The sequence below is a fragment of the Stenotrophomonas sp. YJH_SMC_32 genome (assembly GCF_059369975.1).
In genome coordinates this window covers 721450-737560 of sequence record NZ_JCAFTE010000001.1, presented here as the reverse complement: position 1 = coordinate 737560, position 16111 = coordinate 721450, and the positions used below count along the sequence as shown (strand labels likewise).

20 protein-coding genes and 1 other RNA gene are annotated in these 16111 nt (G+C 66.9%); 13 read left to right on the top strand and 8 right to left on the bottom strand.

Annotated elements, in window-relative coordinates; genetic code table 11:
- Nucleotides 1-296: 296 nt before the first annotated feature.
- Nucleotides 297-1619, bottom strand: a complete 1323-nt coding sequence (locus tag AC5P7S_RS03355) for an aminopeptidase P N-terminal domain-containing protein (protein WP_088123875.1) — start codon at nucleotides 1617-1619, stop codon at nucleotides 297-299.
- Between the two features lie 5 nt (nucleotides 1620-1624).
- Entirely contained in the window at nucleotides 1625-2173 is a 549-nt protein-coding gene (locus AC5P7S_RS03350) for a UPF0149 family protein (RefSeq protein WP_005418994.1), read from the bottom strand.
- Nucleotides 2174-2327: 154 nt separating this feature from the next.
- Between AC5P7S_RS03350 and AC5P7S_RS03345 the strand changes: the two genes are divergently transcribed.
- From AC5P7S_RS03345 to AC5P7S_RS03310, 8 genes are all read left to right on the top strand, one after another.
- On the top strand, nucleotides 2328-2549 hold the full coding sequence (locus AC5P7S_RS03345) for a TIGR02449 family protein (protein ID WP_005418996.1): 222 nt from the start codon (nucleotides 2328-2330) through the stop codon (nucleotides 2547-2549).
- The gene (locus AC5P7S_RS03340) at nucleotides 2546-2842 is read left to right on the top strand and encodes a cell division protein ZapA (RefSeq protein ID WP_005410899.1); all 297 of its coding nucleotides are present in this window, start codon (nucleotides 2546-2548) and stop codon (nucleotides 2840-2842) included. Before AC5P7S_RS03345 ends, AC5P7S_RS03340 begins: the two co-directional genes overlap by 4 nt.
- A 153-nt stretch (nucleotides 2843-2995) precedes the next feature.
- A non-coding RNA gene (gene ssrS / locus AC5P7S_RS03335) (6S RNA) lies at nucleotides 2996-3181 on the top strand.
- 83 nt (nucleotides 3182-3264) lie between these two features.
- Nucleotides 3265-3858 (top strand): 5-formyltetrahydrofolate cyclo-ligase, encoded by a 594-nt coding sequence (locus tag AC5P7S_RS03330; protein WP_095377972.1) that lies wholly within the window; start codon nucleotides 3265-3267, stop codon nucleotides 3856-3858.
- Nucleotides 3855-4334, top strand: a complete 480-nt coding sequence (locus tag AC5P7S_RS03325; RefSeq protein ID WP_005419001.1) for an EVE domain-containing protein — start codon at nucleotides 3855-3857, stop codon at nucleotides 4332-4334. The genes AC5P7S_RS03330 and AC5P7S_RS03325 overlap by 4 nt, the downstream gene beginning before the upstream one ends.
- A gap of 23 nt (nucleotides 4335-4357) precedes the next feature.
- Nucleotides 4358-5005, top strand: coding sequence for a ribose-5-phosphate isomerase RpiA (rpiA, locus tag AC5P7S_RS03320; RefSeq protein WP_095377971.1), 648 nt, complete (start codon nucleotides 4358-4360; stop codon nucleotides 5003-5005).
- 21 nt (nucleotides 5006-5026) lie between these two features.
- Complete coding sequence (locus tag AC5P7S_RS03315) at nucleotides 5027-5473, top strand: DUF192 domain-containing protein (RefSeq protein WP_095377970.1); 447 nt, start codon at nucleotides 5027-5029, stop codon at nucleotides 5471-5473.
- Nucleotides 5474-5608: 135 nt separating this feature from the next.
- Nucleotides 5609-6454: a SirB1 family protein gene (locus AC5P7S_RS03310; protein ID WP_005419007.1), complete on the top strand. Its 846-nt coding sequence runs from the start codon at nucleotides 5609-5611 to the stop codon at nucleotides 6452-6454.
- Nucleotides 6455-6494: 40 nt separating this feature from the next.
- On the opposite strand, the gene AC5P7S_RS03305 is transcribed toward AC5P7S_RS03310, so the two are convergent.
- Nucleotides 6495-6719, bottom strand: coding sequence for a rubredoxin (locus AC5P7S_RS03305; protein WP_080104347.1), 225 nt, complete (start codon nucleotides 6717-6719; stop codon nucleotides 6495-6497).
- A gap of 34 nt (nucleotides 6720-6753) precedes the next feature.
- On the opposite strand from AC5P7S_RS03305, the gene thiE reads away from it, so the two are divergent.
- Nucleotides 6754-7380, top strand: coding sequence for a thiamine phosphate synthase (thiE, locus tag AC5P7S_RS03300; RefSeq protein WP_005419011.1), 627 nt, complete (start codon nucleotides 6754-6756; stop codon nucleotides 7378-7380).
- A gap of 16 nt (nucleotides 7381-7396) precedes the next feature.
- Nucleotides 7397-8686 carry a glutamate-1-semialdehyde 2,1-aminomutase gene (hemL, locus tag AC5P7S_RS03295; RefSeq protein WP_095377969.1) on the top strand — a complete coding sequence of 430 codons (1290 nt, stop codon included), beginning with the start codon at nucleotides 7397-7399 and terminating at the stop codon, nucleotides 8684-8686.
- A 101-nt stretch (nucleotides 8687-8787) separates the two neighbouring features.
- Here hemL and azu read toward each other — a convergent pair whose 3' ends face one another.
- Complete coding sequence (gene azu, locus AC5P7S_RS03290) at nucleotides 8788-9237, bottom strand: azurin (RefSeq protein WP_095377968.1); 450 nt, start codon at nucleotides 9235-9237, stop codon at nucleotides 8788-8790.
- Between the two features lie 123 nt (nucleotides 9238-9360).
- On the opposite strand from azu, the gene AC5P7S_RS03285 reads away from it, so the two are divergent.
- A complete protein-coding gene (locus AC5P7S_RS03285; RefSeq protein ID WP_005419017.1) occupies nucleotides 9361-9963 on the top strand; it encodes an HAD-IA family hydrolase in 603 nt (200 codons plus the stop codon).
- Nucleotides 9964-10016: 53 nt separating this feature from the next.
- Here the strand turns inward: AC5P7S_RS03285 and AC5P7S_RS03280 are convergent, their stop codons facing one another.
- Nucleotides 10017-11243 (bottom strand): acetylornithine transaminase, encoded by a 1227-nt coding sequence (locus AC5P7S_RS03280; protein WP_095377967.1) that lies wholly within the window; start codon nucleotides 11241-11243, stop codon nucleotides 10017-10019.
- Nucleotides 11244-11306: 63 nt separating this feature from the next.
- On the opposite strand from AC5P7S_RS03280, the gene AC5P7S_RS03275 reads away from it, so the two are divergent.
- A complete protein-coding gene (locus tag AC5P7S_RS03275; protein ID WP_069139259.1) occupies nucleotides 11307-12179 on the top strand; it encodes an ion transporter in 873 nt (290 codons plus the stop codon).
- 102 nt (nucleotides 12180-12281) lie between these two features.
- Here the strand turns inward: AC5P7S_RS03275 and AC5P7S_RS03270 are convergent, their stop codons facing one another.
- The 3 genes from AC5P7S_RS03270 to AC5P7S_RS03260 form a co-directional block, all read right to left on the bottom strand.
- Nucleotides 12282-13223 (bottom strand): YiiG family protein, encoded by a 942-nt coding sequence (locus AC5P7S_RS03270; RefSeq protein WP_005419023.1) that lies wholly within the window; start codon nucleotides 13221-13223, stop codon nucleotides 12282-12284.
- Between the two features lie 160 nt (nucleotides 13224-13383).
- Nucleotides 13384-14376, bottom strand: coding sequence for a YiiG family protein (locus AC5P7S_RS03265; protein WP_005419025.1), 993 nt, complete (start codon nucleotides 14374-14376; stop codon nucleotides 13384-13386).
- A gap of 92 nt (nucleotides 14377-14468) precedes the next feature.
- Nucleotides 14469-15287 carry an SDR family oxidoreductase gene (locus tag AC5P7S_RS03260; RefSeq protein ID WP_095377966.1) on the bottom strand — a complete coding sequence of 273 codons (819 nt, stop codon included), beginning with the start codon at nucleotides 15285-15287 and terminating at the stop codon, nucleotides 14469-14471.
- Between the two features lie 108 nt (nucleotides 15288-15395).
- Between AC5P7S_RS03260 and AC5P7S_RS03255 the strand changes: the two genes are divergently transcribed.
- On the top strand, nucleotides 15396-16079 hold the full coding sequence (locus AC5P7S_RS03255; protein ID WP_095377965.1) for a hypothetical protein: 684 nt from the start codon (nucleotides 15396-15398) through the stop codon (nucleotides 16077-16079).
- The last annotated feature ends 32 nt before the right edge of the window (nucleotides 16080-16111 follow it).

Genomic DNA, 16111 nt, shown 5'->3' with positions numbered 1-16111 from the left:
CGCTCACTCTGTGTCGACCAAGGTCGACACCCACCAACAGCCGCGCGCGCCAACAACCGCCGTTACCAACAGCCGCGTGAACCTGTCGAAGGCGGGGCACTGCGGGTTTGCGGGGTGTGAGCCGCATGGATGCGGCGACCAAGCCTCCAGGGATGGATTCACGGCGTCCCCGCAAACCCACAGTGCCCCGCCATCCCACGGATAGCCCGCTGTTGCTGTTGCTGTTGCTGTTGCTGTTGCTGTTGCTCCAGCTGTTGCCTCTGCGGGTGCAGGGCTGCAAGCCCTGCCGAAACCCCCTACCCCGCCATCACCGCTTCGATCTCATCGGCGCTGCGCGCCAGGCCTTCGGTCAGCACGCGATGACCGTCATCGGTGATCAGCACATCGTCTTCAGTGCGGATGCCGATACCCCGCCAACGCGGTTCCACCGTCGTGTCGTCCACGCCGATGTACAGCCCCGGCTCGATGGTGAACGCCATGCCAGGCTCCAGAAGGCGTGAATCACCGGCGAGGCGGTAATCGCCTACATCGTGCACGTCCAATCCGATCCAGTGGCCGGTCTTGTGCCGGTAGAAGCGCTGGTACAGGCCTTCGGACAGATTCTTTTCCAGCGTGCCCTTCAGCAGGCCCAGCCGCAGCAGGCCCTCGGTCAAGGTCTGCACTGCGGCCAGATGGCCGGCCTCGTAGGGCACGCCCGGCTTGGCCTGGGCCAGCGCCGCCGCCTGCGCTTCACCGACCAGGTCGTGCAGCGCGCGCTGCTCGGCACTGAAGCGGCCGTTCACCGGGAAGGTGCGGGTGATGTCGCTGGCGTAGCCGCGGTACTCGGCACCTGCATCGATCAGCACCAACTCGCCATCGCGCGACCGCGCGTTGTTGTCTCGGTAATGCAGGATGCAGCCGTTGCGGCCGGCACCGACGATGCTGCAATACGCAGGCACCGCATCGCTGGCGCGGAACACGCGTTCCAGCTCGGCCTGCAGCTCGTACTCGTGGATGCCGGCCCTGGCGGCCTTCATCGCCGCCAGATGCGCACGCACGCTGATCTGTGCGGCGTGGTGCATCAGTGCCACTTCGGCGCCGGATTTGAACAGGCGCTGCTCGTGCAGCAGGTGGCCCAGCTCCAGGAACTCATGTGGCGGCTGCGCACCGTGGCGTACCTGCGAACGCACGCGGTTGACCCAGCCGATCAGCTTCAGATCGAAGTCGGCGTCGCGGCCGAAGTGGTAGTAGACGCGCGAGCGCCCTTCCAACAGGCCCGGCAGGATGTCGTCCAGATCATCGATCGGGTAGGCATCGTCCATGCCGTACTGCGCTACCGCGCCTTCCTGGCCGGCGCGGCTGCCGTCCCATGCCTCGCGCTCGGCATCGCGCTCGCGGCAGAACAGGATGGCCTCACCGTGGCGGCGGCCCGGAATCAGCACCAGCACCGCTTCCGGTTCCGGGAAGCCGGTCAGGTACTGGAAATCCGAATCCTGGCGGAACGGATAATGGGTATCGAGGCTGCGCACCTTCTCGGCTGCGGCCGGCAGTACCAGGATCGCATCCTCGCCAGCCATGTCCATCAGCTGGCGGCGGCGACGCTTGTATTCGCCGGCCGCGATGCCGGTGCGCTGCTTGATATCCATCAGTTCAGGCGCTGCCGATGGCGCGCGGCCAGCACCACGTCGCCGTGCAGCAGCAGCACCGCCACGCGGATGAATTCCTCGATCTCCGACAGGGCTTCGTCGTCGTCATCGCCGCCGGCCTCGAAATCCTCACTGGACGCACGCGCCAGGCTGGCCATGTCGGTCAGCGCTTCCTCGCCCTCTTCGGACAGGGCCGGGCGGCGGCCGCCGCTGCCCAGGCCGAAGCCGCCCAGGAACGAGCGGGTCCAGCTGAACATGGCATCGGCCTGCGCGGACACGTCGTCGCTGTCGGCGAGCAGCAGTTCGAAGGCGAAGTCGCGGTCTTCCAGCTGCTTGATGGTGGCCTGCAGCAGCTGCCCCAGCACGCTGTCGGCAGCCACCGGTGGCAGGGTGTCATCGGCCAGCACGCGCGCCGGCCAATCGTTGCCGGGGGCGCCGCCGGCGGCCAGCCAGCCGCACAGCGCTCCGTGCAGCTCGGCAGCGGTAGCGCCCAGGCCCAGCGCCTGGCTGGCGCGGGTAACGTCGTCGACGGAGGGAAGTTCGGTCATCGTGCGGCTCGTTCGGAATAAGGAAACCCGGGGTGCGCACGCGCGCGCCCGTGAGACCCCGTAGTGTAGCAACCCTGCGGCATCCTCTCGTGGCCGTCCGGCCTTGCTGCGACAGCGCTTGACCGCCCTCACCCGGCTTGCCTATCGTGCCCGCATGGAACCCGCCGATCCCCTTGCCCAGCTGCAGGACTTTGCCGCCCGCGTGGACGCGTTGCTTGAACGTAACCAGCGCCTGGCCGAGGAGAACCGCAGCCTGCGCCACCAGCAGGAACAGCTGGTGGCCGAGCGCTCGACGCTGCTGGCCAAGAACGAACAGGCGCGCTCGCGGGTGGAAGCGATGATCAGCCGGCTCAAATCCCTGGAGCAGCACACATGAGCGCCGAACCGGTCAGTGTCCGCATCCTCGATCGTGAATACACCGTAGGCGTCGGCGGCGACGAACGCGACAGCCTGATGGCTGCTGCGCGCCTGCTCGATGCGCGCATGCGCGAGATCCGCGGCAGCAACCGCATGGCCGCCGTCGACCGCGTCGCCGTGCTGGCCGCGCTGAACCTGGCCCACGAACTGCAGCTGCTGCGCGACGAGAACGCCCGCCAGGCCGTGGCGCTGCAGCAGACGCTGGCCGACCTGAACCGGCGCCTGGACCGCGCGATCGACGGCACCCCATAGAAAAAGGGGACGAAGGGAATTAAGGCGCATTCGCCCCTTCCGTGCTGGAAACGCCTTAATTCCCTCCGTCCCCTTTTTGCTTGTCTGAATTGGCACGGACTGTTGCCGACGAACGGCCTATCCAGATCCTGCGTGCTGGCTATAATGGCCACGCGTTCTCTGCGGTACTCGACGGCATGTGCAAACATTCGCCTTGTCCCTTAAGAACGACACCGGGAGCGCGACAGCGCCGGGAGTGCAGGTCCGCCTTGTAGCGGGAAGCCCGATGGTTCTCCAGCGTTCCCACTTGAGCCCCCGGGTTCAAGGTCGTTTCGCATGCATCGACATTGCGGAGAATGCAATATTCCAGCAAGGGCGGCGTCTTCGGGGGTCGCCCTTGTTCTTTCCGGCACAATGACGGCTGATCCTTGCCGCTCGCTGCCATGACCGACCCGCGCCAGGCCCTGCGCCACGACCTGCGGCAACGCCGCCGTGAACTTAACGCTGGTGAGCGCATCGCCGCCGCCGAATCGCTTGCCGATGCCCTGCTCGCCCTGCCGTTCGCCCCGCGCGAAGGCGCCGTGGCCGGCTACTGGGCGCTGGATGGCGAAATCGCCCTGCACCGCTGGCAGCTGCAGCTGCCCGAAGGACTCACCTACTGCCTGCCGGTGCTGGCCGGCGACGTGCTGCGCTTCGCACCATGGCGGCCCGGGCAGCCGCTGACCAGCAACCGCTATGGCATCCCCGAGCCGGACGTGGCCGTGGAAGACACCCTGGAACCGGAACGGATGGCGCTGGTCGTGACCCCATTGGTGGGTTTCGACGCACAGTGCCGCCGGCTGGGCATGGGGGGCGGCTGGTATGATCGCAGCTTCGCCTTCCGCCACGACCGGCCGGCGCCGCCCTGGCTGGTCGGTGCTGCGTTCGCGGTACAGCAGGTCGAGTCCTTGCCGGTGGCGTCGTGGGACGTGCCGGTGGATGCGATCTGCACCGAAGACGGCACCCTGTTCCCCTCCGCTGCCCCCGTGAACGCATGACCGCCCGCAAGCGCTACTGGCTGATGAAGTCCGAACCGGACGCCTTCTCCATCGATGACCTGGCAAAGGTCAAGGTCGAACCCTGGAACGGGGTGCGCAACTACCAGGCGCGCAATTTCATGCGCGATGGCATGCAGGTGGGCGACGGCATCCTGTTCTACCACTCCAACACCAAGGTGCCCGGCATCGTCGGCCTGGCCACCGTCGCCAGCCCAGCCTACCCGGACGACACCCAGTTCGACCCGAAATCCGACTACCACGACCCCAAGAGCACGCGCGAAAACCCGCGCTGGATGCTGGTGGACGTGGCCTTCGACCGCAAGCTCAAGCAGGTGATCGCGCTGGACGAGATCAAGCTGCACGCTGACGAGCTCGGCGAGGGCTTCCCGCTGGTTGCCAAGGGCAATCGCCTGTCGGTGTTCCCGGTGACCGCCGCGCAGTGGAAGCTGCTGCTGTCGCTGGAAAAGAAATCCTGATTCCCCGCCTGAGAGTTCTTCCCATGTCCGAAGCCAAGCGCCTGGCCGCCGAGAAAGCCATCGAGTACGTCGAAGACGGCATGATCGTCGGTGTCGGCACCGGTTCCACCGTGGCCTATTTCATCGATGCCCTGGCCCGCATCCAGCACCGCATCAAGGGAGCCGTGTCCAGCTCCGAGCAGAGCACCGCACGCCTGAAGCAGCACGGCATCCAGGTGATCGAGCTGAACCACAGTGGCAACCTGTCGCTGTACGTCGATGGCGCCGACGAGTGCGACCCGAACAAGTGCCTGATCAAGGGCGGCGGCGCCGCACTGACCCGCGAGAAGATCATTGCCGAGGCCAGCGAGCGCTTCATCTGCATCGTCGACCCGAGCAAGCAGGTGCCGGTGCTGGGCAAGTTCCCGCTGCCGGTGGAAGTGATCCCGATGGCGCGCAGCCTGGTCGCCCGCCAGATCCGCGACATGACCGGCGGCCAGCCGACCTGGCGCGAGGGCGTGGTCACCGACAACGGCAACCAGATCCTGGACATCCACAACCTGCAGATCACCGATCCGGAAAAGCTGGAGCGCGAGCTCAACCAGTTGCCGGGCGTGGTCTGCGTCGGCCTGTTCGCGCGCCGTCGCGCCGATGTGGTGATCGTCGGTGGCGAGCCGCCGGTCGTGCTCTGACCCTTCCCAAGGATCCTGACAATGTCGCTGTTGCGTTCGCTGCTGATGCTTCCGCTGCTGGCCCTGGCCGGCTGCGCCACCGACGCGGCCCGCCATTGGGTCGAGCTGGACGGCGCCCGCTACCAGGTCGAGCTGGCCACCAACGATGAAACCCGCGCGCGCGGGCTGATGTTCCGCGACCAGATGGCGGCCGACCACGGCATGCTGTTCATCCACGACCGCGAGGAAATGCAGGCGTACTGGATGAAGAACACCAAGATCGCGCTGGACATCCTTTACTTCGACAGCCAGCGCAAGCTGGTCAGCCAGCAGCGCGACGTACCGCCGTGCTCGGCCGGCGACATGTGCCCGCCCTATCCCAGCGGCGGCCCGGCGCGTTATGTGCTGGAACTCAACGCCGGCCAGGCCGAGAAGCTGCAGCTCAAGGACGGCACGGAGCTGAAACTCGGTCCGGGCATCGAAAAATAACGGTAGTGCCGGCCGCTGGCCGGCAATCCAACCCGACCGGGGTCAGATCCCTTTCGCAAGCGAAAGGGATCTGACCCCTGAATTTTTCACGCGACACCGCTTGAAACCGCCTGCGAATGACGCCAGTCTGTGGCCATGCAGGACCGGATCACACTCCCCGACTGGGATGCCTTGGCCGACCTCGAAGACGAGGCGCTGCCACTGTTGCCGACCGCGCTGCTGATCGCGCGCGATGAATACCCCGATCTGCAGCCGTCCACCTACGACGCGCTGATCCAGAGCCATGTCGAGCACCTCCGCTCGGAAGTGGAGAGCATCGACAACAGCCCGCTGAAGATGGCGGCGATCAACCGCCACCTGTTCGACGAGCTGGGCTACAGCGGCGACCACGACGAGTACTACGACCCGCGCAACAGCTACCTCAACCAGGTATTCGAGCGCCGCCTGGGCAACCCGATCTCGCTGGCGCTGGTGCAGATGGAAGTCGCGCGCCGGCTGGGTATTCCGCTCGATGGCGTGTCCTTCCCCGGCCACTTCCTGGTGCGCCTGCCGGTGGACGACGGCGTGCTGGTGATGGACCCGTTCAACGGCGGCCGGCCGCTGGACGTGGACGAACTGCGCGAGCGGGCCAAGTCACACCTGGGCGGGCAGATGCCCGACGACCAGGTGCTGGCGCAGATCCTCGACCCGGCGCCCGCGCGCGCGATCCTGATGCGCATGCTGCGCAACCTGCACGGCGTGTATGCCGAAGCCGGCGAGTGGGACCGCGCCGCGCGCAGTGCCGACCGCCTGCTGAAGCTGGCCCCGGAGCAGGACGATGCGCTGCGCGACCGCGGCCTGGCCTACCTGCAGCTGGAGTACCTGGCCGGTGCCCGCCACGATCTGGGCCAGTACCTGAAGCGCAACCCGGAAGCCAGCGACGCGCAGTGGCTGCGCGAGAAGCTGATCGACCTCGGCGGGCCTATGCCGCGGCTGCATTGAGGGAGGCGGTGTGCGGACCGACAGTCCACACCTACCCTCATCAATCGACCTCGACCATCTCGAAATCAGCCTTGGTCACCCCGCAATCCGGGCAGGTCCAGGTCTCGGGAATGTCCTCCCAGCGCGTCCCTGGCATGATGCCTTCCTCCGGCAAGCCTTCTGCTTCGCTGTACAGGAAGCCGCAGACCACGCACATCCAGGTGCGCAAGGTGGTGGGGGTGGCATCGCTCATCGGATAATCAGGACTGGATTCACGGGCCGCCATTGTCCCATCGCGGTCCACTCACCGGTAGCCATCGATGACTTCTGCTTCCCCGGCGCCCCGCGGCGTCTACCTGATCACCCCGGACGAGCCCGATACCACACGCCTGCTGGCCCGTACCGCGCCGCTGCTGGCCGCGGGCGCCACCTGGCTGCAGTACCGCAACAAGACCGCAAGCGACGCGCTGCGGCGGGAGCAGGCCACCGCGCTGCAGGCACTGTGCGCAGACCACGGCGTACCGCTGATCGTCAACGACGACCCGGCGCTGGCCAAGGCCGTGGGCGCGGCGGGCGTGCACCTGGGCGGCACCGACGGCGACATCCCCAGCGCGCGCGCCCTGCTCGGCCCCGAGGCCATCATCGGCGCCTCCTGCTATGACCAGCTGGCCAATGCCGAGAGGGCCGTGGCCGCCGGCGCCAGCTACGTGGCCTTCGGCGCGTTCTTCCCGACCACCACCAAGATCACCACCAGCCGCGCCCATACCGACCTGCTGCGGCAAAGCGCCGCACTGGGCGTGCCGCGGGTGGCGATCGGTGGCCTGACGCCGGACAATGTCGGTCCCATCATCGACGCCGGCGCCGATCTGGTCGCCGTGGTCAGCAGCGTGTTCGCCGCCGAAGACCCGGTCGCGACCCAGCGCGCCTACCTCGCCCAGTTCGCGTAATGCCCAGGAAAGCCCCATGAACCACGACCAGTCCCACGCCCTGTTCTCCCGCGCCCAGCAGCTGTTGCCGGGCGGCGTCAATTCGCCGGTGCGCGCGTTCAAGTCGGTCGGCGGCGAGCCGTTCTTCGTTGAACGCGCCGACGGTGCCTACCTGTACGACGTCGATGGCAACCGCTACATCGACTACGTCGGCTCCTGGGGCCCGATGATCGTCGGCCACAACCATCCGGCGGTACGCCAGGCGGTGAAGAAGGCGATCGACAACGGCCTGTCGTTCGGCGCGCCATGCGCGGCCGAAGTCACCATGGCCGAGACCATCACCCGCCTGGTGCCGTCGTGCGAGATGGTGCGCATGGTCAACTCCGGCACCGAGGCCACCCTGTCGGCGATCCGGCTGGCGCGTGGCGCCACCGGCCGCAACCGCATCGTCAAGTTCGAAGGCTGCTACCACGGCCACGGCGACTCGTTCCTGGTCAAGGCCGGCAGCGGCATGTTGACCCTGGGCGTGCCGACCTCGCCGGGCGTCCCGGCCGGGCTGAGCGAACTGACCCTGACCCTGCCCTACAACGACTTCGAAGCGGCCACTGCGCTGTTCGAGCAGCAGGGCGATGACATCGCCGGCCTGATCATCGAACCGGTGGTCGGCAACGCCAACTGCATCCCGCCGCGAGAGGGCTACCTGCAGCACCTGCGCGAACTGTGCACGAAACACGGCGCGCTGCTGATCTTCGACGAAGTGATGACCGGCTTCCGCGTTGCCCTCGGCGGTGCGCAGGCGCACTACGGCATCACCCCGGACCTGACCACCTTCGGCAAGATCATCGGCGGCGGCATGCCGGTGGGCGCCTACGGCGGGCGCCGCGAGCTGATGCAGCAGATCGCCCCGGCCGGCCCGATCTACCAGGCCGGCACGCTGAGCGGCAACCCGGTGGCGATGGCCGCTGGCCTGGCGATGCTGGAGCTGATCCAGCAGCCGGGCTTCCACGCCGACCTGGCCGAGCGCACCGCACGCCTGTGCGCCGGCCTGGAAGCGGCTGCCGCCGAAGCCGGCGTGGCGGTGACCACCACCCGCGTGGGTGCGATGTTCGGGCTGTTCTTCACCAGTGAGAAGGTGGAGACCTATGCGCAGGCCACCGCCTGTGACATCCCAGCGTTCAACCGCTTCTTCCACGCGATGCTGGAGCAGGGCGTGTTCCTGGCGCCGTCGGCGTACGAGGCCGGTTTCCTGTCCAGCGCGCACGACGATGCCGTGATCGAGGCCACCCTCGCCGCTGCACGCGTGGCATTCAAGGCCGCCAAGGGCTGAGACACCCTCTGGTAGGTGCCAACCTTGGTTGGCACAAAAAGGGGACGGAGGGGATTAAGTCGTTTATGCACAAACGACTCAATCCCCTCCGTCCCCTTTTTTCAACCGAAGACGAACTTGCCCTTCATCATCGCGAAGTGGCCGGGGAACGAGCAGAAGAAAGTGTAGTCGCCGCCCTTCTGCAGGCCCTGGGTGGAAAAGCGCACGCGCGTGGTCTCGCCACCACCAATTACTTTGGTGTGCGCCAGCACGCGCTTGTCAGCCTTCGGCAGGTAGCTGTCGGCCAGGGTCATGCGCATGCCTGCCAGTGCCACCGGCTGGTAATCGGCAGTGCGGGTCAGCACCCAGTTATGGCCCATCGCGGTAGTGGCCAGCTTGCCGGTGTGGCGCAGGGTCAGGTCCACGGCAGTGCAGTCGGCGGCAAGCTTGATCTCGCGAGTGCTGAAGCTCATCTGGTCGGTGCTGTCGATGCTCACTGCACACACCCGCGCCATCGCCGACGGCGCCAGCATCAGCGCGCCCAGTCCCACTGCCACCCACCAAGCCTTCATCGTTGCCTCTCCTGCGGATTCAAGCGCCATTCTAGGCAGGCCCCTGCGGCCGCGTCTGCGACCGTCTGTCGCATGCCCACTCCAGGGTTTCCCGCGCACTCACTGCAATGGCATGCTCGACCGATGCGGATCGACCTGTTGCTGCTGGATGTGGACGGCGTGCTGGTGCAGTACCAGCGCGCGCAGCGCGTGCTGCACCTGGCGCAGGTACTGGATGTTACCCCTGCCGCAGTGCAGGCGGCGCTGTTCGACAGCGGACTGGAAGCGGCGCATGACAACGGCACGCTGCAGGGTCCGGCCTATCTGGCGCGGCTGGGGGAGTGCCTGGGCAGGACCGTCGATGTACCCAGCTGGATCGCCGCACGCCAGGCGGCCAGCCATCCGCAGCACGCGGTGCTGCAGCGGCTGCAGGTCCTGCAGCTGCCACTGGCGGTACTGACCAACAATGGCGCGCTGATGGTGCAGGCGCTGCCCATCCTGCTGCCGGAACTGTTCCCTGCGCTGCAGGGACGCGTGTTCTGCAGCGCCGATTTCGGCCTGCGCAAACCCGCACCGGAGGTCTTCCTGCGCACGCTTGAGGCCCTCGGCGTGGCGCCTTCGCGCACGCTGTTCGTCGATGACCTGTTCGCCAATGTGCGCGGCGCACGCGCCGCCGGCCTGCACGCGGAAACCGTGCGCGATGGCCGAGGGCTGGGCAAGGTGTTGAAGCGTTACGCGGTGGGCTGATCGGGGTCAGAGCCCTCTCCGCAGGAGAGGGATCCGACCCCAGCGCCGGGGCGTCAGCGCGCGGCGATGAACGCAGCAATCGCTGCGCGCAGGCGCTTGAGGCCTTCGGCCACTTCTTCGTCGGTGATGTTCAGCGACGGCACGAAGCGCAACACGTCCGGGCCGGCCTGCAGGGTCAGCAGGCCGTGCTCGGCGGCATGGTCGAGGATCGCCCCGGCCTGGCCGGCAAAGTCCTTGCCCAGCACCGCACCCAGCATCAGGCCGCGGCCACGCACCTCGCTGAACACACCGAACTCGTCGTTGATGCGGGCAAAGCCATCGCGCAGCGCCTTCGACTGGCGGCTGACATTGGCGGCGATCTCCGCCGAGGCCAGCTTGCGCAGTGCCACGCTGGCCACCGCAGCGGCCAGCGGGTTGCCGCCGAAGGTGGTGCCGTGCGCGCCGAACTGCATGGTCTCGGCCACCTTCGGACCGGCCAGCATCGCGCCGATCGGGAAGCCGCCACCGAGTGCCTTGGCCAGGGTGACCATGTCCGGCACCACATCATCCTGCCAGTGCGCGAACAGCGTGCCGGTACGGCCCATGCCGGCCTGGATCTCGTCCAGCACCAGCAGTGCGTTGTGCTGGTCGCACAGTTCACGCACGCGCTTGAGGAAACCGGACTTGGCCGGCATCACGCCGCCCTCGCCCTGGATCGGCTCCAGCATCACCGCCGCCACGTCGCCGGCGGCCATCGCGGTTTCCAGCTGCACCTCATCGTTGAAATCGATGTAGCGGAAGCCGCCAGGCAGCGGCTCGTAGCCTTCCTGGTACTTCGGCTGGGCGGTAGCGGTCACCGCGCCCATCGTGCGGCCGTGGAAGCTGCCACGGAAAGTGATGATCACCCGCTTGTCGGCGGGACGGCCCTGGCTGGAGGCCCACTTGCGGACCATCTTGATCGCCACTTCGTTGGCTTCGGCGCCGGAGTTGCACAGGAACACGCGCTCGGCAAAGCGGCTGGCCTTCACCAGTTCCTCGGCCAGGTGCAGCGGCGGCGCGCTGTAGAACACGTTGCTGGTGTGCCAGAGCTTGCCGGCCTGCTCGACCAGCGCGGCCACCAGGTCCGGATCGTTGTGGCCCAGGCCGCACACGGCGATGCCGGCGGCCAGGTCGATGAACTCACGCCCCTGGCTGTCCCACACGCGGGCGCCCTGCCCTCGCTCCAACACCACCTGGCGGGGCTTGTAGACCGGCAGGTAGTAGTGCGAAAGGGAGATCAGCGGATCGGTCGCGGCAGTCATGGCAGTCGGCAGGGTTCAGGAATGCCCATTCTCGCGCCGGAACCCCTGCGGCACAATGCGCCCATGCGACCGTTTTCCGCCCCCCAGCTCAACCCCGCCACCGAGACCGGCTGGCGCCGTCGGTGGTTCGACATCATCTACCGCCATGACTCGCGGCCCTCGCGCAACTTCGACCTGATCCTGGTGGTGGCGATCGTCGCCAGCATCCTGGTGGTGATGATCGACAGCGTGCAGCACCTGCATGCCGAGTGGTCCACCGGCCTGTACATCCTGGAATGGGGCTTCACCATCATCTTCACCGCCGAGTACCTGCTGCGGCTGGCGGTGGTCAAGCGACCGCTGCGCTACGCGGTGAGCATCTGGGGCATCATCGACCTGCTGTCGATCCTGCCCGCCTACCTGTCGATGTTCATCCCCGGCGCGCAGAGCCTGCTGGTGGTGCGTGCGCTGCGCATCCTGCGCGTGTTCCGCATCCTCAAGCTGACCCGCTACATCGAGGAAAGCGGCGTCCTGATGACGTCGCTGTGGCGCAGCCGGCGCAAGGTGCTGGTGTTCCTGTTCACGGTGATCACCATCACCATCATCGCCGGGGCGCTGATGTACGTGATCGAGGGCCCCGAACACGGCTTCACCAATATCCCGGCCAGCATGTACTGGGCGGTGGTGACCATGGCCACGGTCGGCTTCGGCGACATCGTGCCGCAGACCGTGCTTGGCCGCTTCGTCACCTCGGTGCTGATCCTGATCGGCTACAGCATCATCGCCGTGCCGACCGGCATCTACACCGCCGAACTGGCCAGCACCATGCGCGAAGCCGAACTGGCCGCGCGCCGCGATGCCCGCGGCTGCCCGCATTGCGGGCTGGAGGGGCATGAACCCGATGCGCGGCACTGCCGCAAGTGTGGTGGCCAGCTGCCGGATGCGTTCAGCCATTGAGGCACATGCCGGCCAACGCCCGGCACTACCGGACCAACAGGGTGCGCGCCGGGCATGGCCCGGCGCTACCGTGGGCAGATCCACGCCCTGCGTGGATCGCCCTCAACGCATCCGGTTGCTGGTGGTCACCAGGTCGTTGTAGGCATCCAGAATCGTCGACTGTGCGCCTTCAGGGTCGGTGGTGAGCCAGCTGCCCGACGCCTTGCGCTCGGCGGCCAGCGCATCGGCGGTGATCGGCTTGCCCTGTTCCAGGCGCTCGACTCCGCGCCCGGCGGTACGCACCAGCTTGTCGGCCGAGCGCTGCACATGGCCCCACATCGGGTCGTCCTTGCCGACACCACCGTTCTGGATTTCCGTCACCAGCGCCTGATAGTCGGCCAGCTGGCCGCGCAACACCGCAACGTCCGGTGCCTCGCCCTGGAACGCCATTGCCAGCTGCTTGCCATCGCCGACAAGGCGCAGATGGTAGTACGCCAGCGAGCGGCCTTCGCTTTCCTCGATCTGCTTCAGCTGGGCGGCGCGGCGATCGTTCTCGTTCTTTTCCAGCGCCGCATCCATCGCCTCGCTGGCCTTGAAGAAATCAGCATAGGCCTGCATCAGCGGGGCATGCTGGCTGCGCATCCCTTCACCACCATCGCGACGATAGTCCTCGCGGGTGAAATAGCCATCGGCGCGCTCGATCAGGGTGTTCAGCGCCAGGAACGCCTGCTGGTACTGCCGCGCGGCCGCATCCAGCGACGTCGCCGGGACCTTTGCCAGCGCCTCGCTCAACGGCTGGCCGCAGTACTCGACCCGGTGCGACAACACCTTGCCAGGTGAGCGCGGCTGCGCTTCCTTGCCAGTTGGACCGGCTTCGGGATCCTTCATCCAACCGGTGTAGGTCTGGAAACCCTCGTGGATGGGCTGTTCGACGCCGTTGTAGCACTCGATATAGGCGTTCACCCTTTCCAACCCGGGATCGGCGACAGCCAGCCCGGCCGGGTTGTTGCAGCCGGCCAGCGCGCAGAGCAGGAGAACAGGAATCAGGCGTGTGGATGCATTCAAATCAGTTCCTTGCACAAGTGAAAACTGCAGGCATCGTCATGCATGGCGCGAGCGCGCGCTCCAGCACCTCGGCAAGGTGCTGGCATTCGGGGCTGCAGGGCGTGTCATGCCGCAATCAACCTGCTCAATCGCGACAAAAATGAAGCGTTGAGCTTCCCGCTTACTGGCGGTTGCTCTGGAAAACCAGCGAGTTGTATTCCTGCATCAGCTTGCTGGCCGAGCCGCGTGGCGCCATCGAGGGCGAATCCAGCATGCGCCGTTCGAAATCGCTGTAGGGCGTCTTGCTGCTGACCCGCTGCAGCCGCTCCTTGCCTTCCCGACGGAAGTTCTCGGCTTCGCGCTCGAAGCTGTTCCAGTCCAGCTTGCCCGGCTCCTGATCGGCCACCTTGGCATGCGCCTCGTCGGAAATACGGTTGAAGGCGTCGAGTCGTTCACGGGCTTGGGCCGGATCAAAGTCGTCCTCGCTCATCAGCTCCACGATCGCTTTGGCTTCCAGCATCATCGCCAGACGGTAGTACTCGCGCGTTCGCCCCTCGGCCTGTTCCAATACCTTGAGCTGCTCGCGCTGGGCAGCGTCATTCTGGCGCTCCAGCTCGGCGTTGAACGTTTCGCTGGCAGCCACGAAGTCCTTGAATGCGGCCATCAAGGGCGCGTGCAGTTGCTTGCCCCTGGCAAACTGGTCGTCTTCGTAGTCCTGGCGATCGTAGTAGTCGTGCGCCTCCTTGCTGATCGGCACCAGCGCCTTCAGCGCCTGCTGATAATGGCTGGCAGCAGCATCGAGTTCGGCCAGCGCCGGCTTGGCAGCCATCGCCTCGGTCACCGGGCCATCGCACTGCTTCATGTCGTAATCGCTGATCTCGAACGGGCCGTACACCTGTGTCTCGCGCCCGGTCGGGCCGGCCTCGACGTCCTTGATCCAGCGCGTATAGGACTGGAGGCTGTCGTGCGTCTTCGAATCAAGCGCGTTGAAGCAGCCGATGTAGGCGTTGAGCTTCGCAGTCAACTGCTGCTGTGCGTCGGACGGCACCGTGTTGGCCTCCGGCTTGCCCGAGGCGCCGGCGTCGCCAGCGGTTGCAGGAGCCTTGCCACCGCAGGCGGCCAGGACAAGCGACAGCGAAGCGGCCAGCGCCGCGACGGAAAGCGTACGTGACATGTGTTCACATCCCTGTTGAAAACGGTTACAGCCCTGTATTCTAGCGCAGCAGGCCGAGGGCCGCAGCCCTCGGCCCTTGCGCAACGTAGCACTCAGTCCAGGAACAGATCCGGCAACAACGACCGCGACGGGTCCACGGCATAGCCGGACAGATCGCTGACGCCGGCCTGTGCCAGCACTTCATCGTCGATCAGGAACTGGCCGTGGAAGCCTGCCGCTTCACGCACCAGCACCGCATGCGCGGCGTCGGCCATGATCTGCGGCGTACGGCAGCCCGCTGCATCCACGCCCGGAATCATGTTGATTGCATCGGTGGCGATCACCGTGCGCGGCCATAGCGCGTTCACCGCCACCCCCTGCGGGCCGAATTCCGCGGCCAGGCCGAGCGTGACGAAGCTCATGCCCATCTTCGCCAGCGTGTAGCCGGTATGCGCGCCCCACCACTTTGGTTCCAGGCTCGGCGGCGGCGCCAGGGTCAGGATGTGCGGGTTCGGCGCCTGCAGCAGGTACGGCAGGCAGGCCTGCGCACACAGGAAGCTGCCACGCGAATTGACCTGCTGCATCAGGTCGAAGCGTTTCATCGGCGTATCCAGCGTGCCACGCAGCCAGATCGCGCTGGCGTTGTTGATCAGGATGTCGATGCCCCCAAAGGTGTCGACCGTGGCCGCAACCGCGGCGTGCACCTGCTCTTCCTCGCGGATATCGCACTTCAGCGCCAGCCCCTGGCCACCGGCGGCGGTAACGGCCTCGGCCGCGCTGTGGATGGTACCTGGCAGCTTCGGGTTCGGCACCGCCGACTTGGCCGCAATGGCCACGTTCGCCCCGTCACGCGCAGCGCGCAGTGCGATGGCCAGGCCGATGCCACGCGAGGCACCCGTGATGAAAAGCGTTTTGCCCTGCAGACTGCCCACGTTCCACACTCCAGCGTATGCAATGAGCCGCCAGTATGCCGCGCCGACGCGGAGTTCACCCGGCCTTGACGATACTCGGGCCTCCAGTCAACGCACGAGGTCCACGCCATGCGCCGTTCCCGCCTGTTGCTGCCTGCCCTGGGGCTTGCCCTGCTGACTGCCTGCCAAGGCCGTTCGCCGGAACCCGGCAAGGAGCCGCCTGCCGGTGACACGCCCAGCGCAGAGAAGGCCGCCGCCGACGGCAAGCTGCGCTGGAGCGAGGCAGTGGTGTGGGATGGCGACCTCAACGCCTGCCGCCAGGGCGGGAATGCAGCCACGCGTGAGTGCCTGCGCGATGCGATGCGCGCTGGTGGCGCAAGCGCCGATGCCATTGCTGCGGCCGAACAGTTGTCCACCGGCGGCGAGCTGGCCTACGTGACGGCCTGGCACGAGAACGAAGGCCTGGGCATTGCCACGGTCGAGTATCCGTTCCGCGCCAACACCAACGAGGGCACCCGCCTGGTCGACGCCACCGGCAAGCGCATCGATGTGGATGCCGTGCAGCTGGACGACACCCTGCGTGCCGCCCCCGCCGTGCAGGCCCTGCTGAAGGACCACCCGCAGGCCACGCCGTTCGCCCCGGCGCAGTCGGCCGGGGCCACGCCGCTGGAGAACGGCGGCATCCGCCTGCTGTACCGCACGCCGCTGCGTGACTGCCACGCCTGCCCGGATGTAGGCCAGCTGCAGATCGCCTACGACTTCGACGCCAAGCGCAACTTCATCGGCCAGCAGGTAGTGCCGGCAACGCCGTAAGGTCGCCGGCACTACATCAAGGCCGTCAGCGG

What these genes read in the sequence shown, in the direction of transcription:
- AC5P7S_RS03310 (WP_005419007.1), top strand. Translation starts at nt 5,609, where the DNA reads ATGCAGGACCGGATCACACTCCCCGACTGGGATGCCTTGGCCGACCTC.
- AC5P7S_RS03255 (WP_095377965.1), top strand. Translation starts at nt 15,396, where the DNA reads ATGCGCCGTTCCCGCCTGTTGCTGCCTGCCCTGGGGCTTGCCCTGCTG.
- AC5P7S_RS03285 (WP_005419017.1), top strand. Translation starts at nt 9,361, where the DNA reads ATGCGGATCGACCTGTTGCTGCTGGATGTGGACGGCGTGCTGGTGCAG.
- AC5P7S_RS03275 (WP_069139259.1), top strand. Translation starts at nt 11,307, where the DNA reads ATGCGACCGTTTTCCGCCCCCCAGCTCAACCCCGCCACCGAGACCGGC.
- rpiA (WP_095377971.1), top strand. Translation starts at nt 4,358, where the DNA reads ATGTCCGAAGCCAAGCGCCTGGCCGCCGAGAAAGCCATCGAGTACGTC.
- AC5P7S_RS03345 (WP_005418996.1), top strand. Translation starts at nt 2,328, where the DNA reads ATGGAACCCGCCGATCCCCTTGCCCAGCTGCAGGACTTTGCCGCCCGC.
- AC5P7S_RS03340 (WP_005410899.1), top strand. Translation starts at nt 2,546, where the DNA reads ATGAGCGCCGAACCGGTCAGTGTCCGCATCCTCGATCGTGAATACACC.
- thiE (WP_005419011.1), top strand. Translation starts at nt 6,754, where the DNA reads ATGACTTCTGCTTCCCCGGCGCCCCGCGGCGTCTACCTGATCACCCCG.
- AC5P7S_RS03330 (WP_095377972.1), top strand. Translation starts at nt 3,265, where the DNA reads ATGACCGACCCGCGCCAGGCCCTGCGCCACGACCTGCGGCAACGCCGC.
- azu (WP_095377968.1), bottom strand. Translation starts at nt 9,237, where the DNA reads ATGAAGGCTTGGTGGGTGGCAGTGGGACTGGGCGCGCTGATGCTGGCG.
- AC5P7S_RS03265 (WP_005419025.1), bottom strand. Translation starts at nt 14,376, where the DNA reads ATGTCACGTACGCTTTCCGTCGCGGCGCTGGCCGCTTCGCTGTCGCTT.
- hemL (WP_095377969.1), top strand. Translation starts at nt 7,397, where the DNA reads ATGAACCACGACCAGTCCCACGCCCTGTTCTCCCGCGCCCAGCAGCTG.
- AC5P7S_RS03350 (WP_005418994.1), bottom strand. Translation starts at nt 2,173, where the DNA reads ATGACCGAACTTCCCTCCGTCGACGACGTTACCCGCGCCAGCCAGGCG.
- AC5P7S_RS03325 (WP_005419001.1), top strand. Translation starts at nt 3,855, where the DNA reads ATGACCGCCCGCAAGCGCTACTGGCTGATGAAGTCCGAACCGGACGCC.
- AC5P7S_RS03305 (WP_080104347.1), bottom strand. Translation starts at nt 6,719, where the DNA reads ATGGCGGCCCGTGAATCCAGTCCTGATTATCCGATGAGCGATGCCACC.
- AC5P7S_RS03280 (WP_095377967.1), bottom strand. Translation starts at nt 11,243, where the DNA reads ATGACTGCCGCGACCGATCCGCTGATCTCCCTTTCGCACTACTACCTG.
- AC5P7S_RS03315 (WP_095377970.1), top strand. Translation starts at nt 5,027, where the DNA reads ATGTCGCTGTTGCGTTCGCTGCTGATGCTTCCGCTGCTGGCCCTGGCC.